General features: G+C 72.8%; 4 protein-coding genes. 3 read left to right on the top strand and 1 reads right to left on the bottom strand.

The window, feature by feature from the left end; translation table 11 throughout:
- From DBR36_RS18675 to DBR36_RS16055, 3 genes are all read left to right on the top strand, one after another.
- The coding region (locus tag DBR36_RS18675; RefSeq protein ID WP_258222929.1) for an iron-containing redox enzyme family protein at nucleotides 1-553 on the top strand (553 nt) is incomplete at its 5' end.
- Nucleotides 550-750, top strand: a complete 201-nt coding sequence (locus DBR36_RS16060; protein WP_108320707.1) for a CDGSH iron-sulfur domain-containing protein — start codon at nucleotides 550-552, stop codon at nucleotides 748-750. The genes DBR36_RS18675 and DBR36_RS16060, both read left to right, overlap by 4 nt.
- A 12-nt stretch (nucleotides 751-762) precedes the next feature.
- Nucleotides 763-1,710, top strand: a complete 948-nt coding sequence (locus tag DBR36_RS16055) for a glycosyltransferase (protein ID WP_108320706.1) — start codon at nucleotides 763-765, stop codon at nucleotides 1,708-1,710.
- 121 nt (nucleotides 1,711-1,831) lie between these two features.
- Here the strand turns inward: DBR36_RS16055 and DBR36_RS16050 are convergent, their stop codons facing one another.
- A complete protein-coding gene (locus tag DBR36_RS16050; protein ID WP_108320705.1) occupies nucleotides 1,832-2,191 on the bottom strand; it encodes a sugar ABC transporter ATPase in 360 nt (119 codons plus the stop codon).
- Nucleotides 2,192-2,275 lie beyond the last annotated feature (84 nt).

The following is a 2,275-nucleotide window of genomic DNA, read 5'->3' as shown; positions in this document are numbered from 1 at the left end:
CTCGTGGGCGATCCCCCGCCTCACCGGTCGTCCCAAGGCCGCCCTCGTCGAGATCCAGTCCGACGAGTACGGCGCCGGCCGACCCGAGCGGATGCACGCGGCCCTCTTCGCGCGGGCGGTGCGCGCCGCGGGCCTCACCGACACCTACGGCGCCTACATCGACGACGTGCCCGCCGTCACGCTGGCCTCGCACAACACGATGTCGATGTTCGGGCTCAACCGTCGACTTTTGGGCGCGATCGTGGGACACCTCGCCGCCTTCGAGATGACCTCGTCGATCCCGAACCGCCTCTACGCCGAGGGGCTGCGGCGCCTCGGGTTCGGCGACGACGTCTGCGAATACTTCGACGAGCACGTCGAAGCCGACGCCGTGCATGAGCAGATCGCCGGCCGCGATCTGGCGGGAGCCCTCGCCGAGGACAGGCCCGACTTGCTCGCCGACATCGTCTTCGGAGCCGCCGCCTGCCTCGAGGTCGACGACCGCGTCGGACGTCACATGCTCGACCGCTGGTCGCGCGGGCAGTCGTCGCTGCGCACCGAGGACGAGCGATGAGCGACGACCGGGTGACAGTGACCGCCTACCCCGACGGTCCCCTCCTGCTACGCGGCGACGCCCGCGTCGTGACCGACGACGGCGCCGAGCTGCCGCGCGCCCGCCGGACGGTCGCCCTGTGCCGCTGCGGACTGTCGACGATCAAGCCGCTGTGCGACGGGACGCACAAGGCGTCGGGCTTCCGCACGGATGCCTGAGGAGTCGGAGCGATGCGCCTGGACGCCGAGTACGTCCTGCCGCTGCGCTGGGACGACGACCGCGACCTCGACGACCTCGCGTCGTACCTCGACGAGGTCGTGCGCTGGATCGACGTGACGGTCGTGGACGGCTCCGAGCACGCCCGGTTCGCCGCGCACGCCGCGGCCTTTCCCCCGCGGGTACGCCAGGTCGCTCCCGCGTCGCGCCGGGGCAACGGCAAAGCGTGCGGTGTGGTCAGCGGTCTCGCCCTGGCCCGGCATGAACGGGTCGTCATCGCCGACGACGACGTGCGCCACGACAGGTCCAGCCTCATCGCGCTCGTGTCGGGATTGCGGGATGCCGATCTCGTCGTCCCGCAGAACGTCTTCGTTCCGGGTCCGTGGCATGCCCGCTGGGACACCGCGAGGTCACTCGTGAACCGCTGCGCGCGGAACGACTACCCGGGGACGTACGCGGTGCGCCGGTCGATCCTCGCGGGCGGGTACGACGTGGAGACCCTCTTCGAGAACCTCGAGATGGAAAGGACGGTCCGCGCACGCGGCGGTCGAGTGCGCCGCCGGCCCGACCTGTTCGTCCCGCGCCGGCCCCCGACAGCACGGCAGTTCCTCGGTCAGCGCGTCCGCCAGGCGTACGACAGCCTCGCCCAGCCGATGCGGATGGGGGGAGAGCTCGCCCTCGCGCCGGCGATGTTCGCGCTGCGGCGCCGGCCCGGCATCCTGTGTCTGCTCTTCGGCGCAAGCATCGTCGCCGCCGAGATCGGGCGACGCCGCGACCACGGTCGCGACGTCTTCTCCCCGTCCGCCGCCCTGTGGGCTCCCCTCTGGGTCGCCGAGCGTGCGGTGACCATCTGGATCGCTGTGGCGCTGCGCCTGCGCGGCGGAGTGCCCTACGCCGGCCGTCGGATGAAACGGGCGGCCACCCCGCTACGTCGGCTCCGACGGGCGACCGAGGGTGCGTGAGGCGCAGGTGAGCGCAACGGAACCGGAACGATCCCAAGATGCGGCCGCACGCTCGACCGCGTCGCGCGCACGCGGCGACGCCCCGCCCCCCTTCACGGGGACGCGGGGCGTCGGGACAGCGTCAGATGTCCTCGGGGGCGAGATCGCCCTGTCCCTCTTCGCCGAGCTCGACGACGCCGGGGTCCTCGCCCTGCGAGTCCGTGCCCGTGGACTCGGGGTGCAGGTCCTCGAACGGGATCTCGGTCTCGCCGTCGGCGATCTCGGCCGGGTCGGCCCCCGTCGCGGTCGCGGGGTTGATGTCGTCCGGGTCGGCGCCCTCGTCGAGGGCGGTCGTGGCATCCCATTCCGCCTGAGCGGGGTCGAGCGCGGGATCCGGCTCGATGGAGGTGTCGCCGTCGCGCAACGGCTGCACGCCCGCGATGCCCACGTCGGCCGCGGGGGTGGTCGCGTCGGGGGTCGGGTCGATCGAAGCGTCGCTCATGGGGGTCCTTCCGTCGGACGCGGTGACCGCCGGGACCGGCGGTGTCTCCCATCCAACGTCGCGGGGCGCCCTCCGCCCCGACCC

The sequence above is a fragment of the Microbacterium sp. HMWF026 genome, from assembly GCF_003061325.1.
In the GTDB taxonomy this organism is placed as follows: Bacteria; Actinomycetota; Actinomycetes; order Actinomycetales; family Microbacteriaceae; genus Microbacterium; species Microbacterium testaceum_E.
Note: the sequence above shows the minus strand (reverse complement) of the source record. Positions and strands in the feature narration are given on the sequence as shown.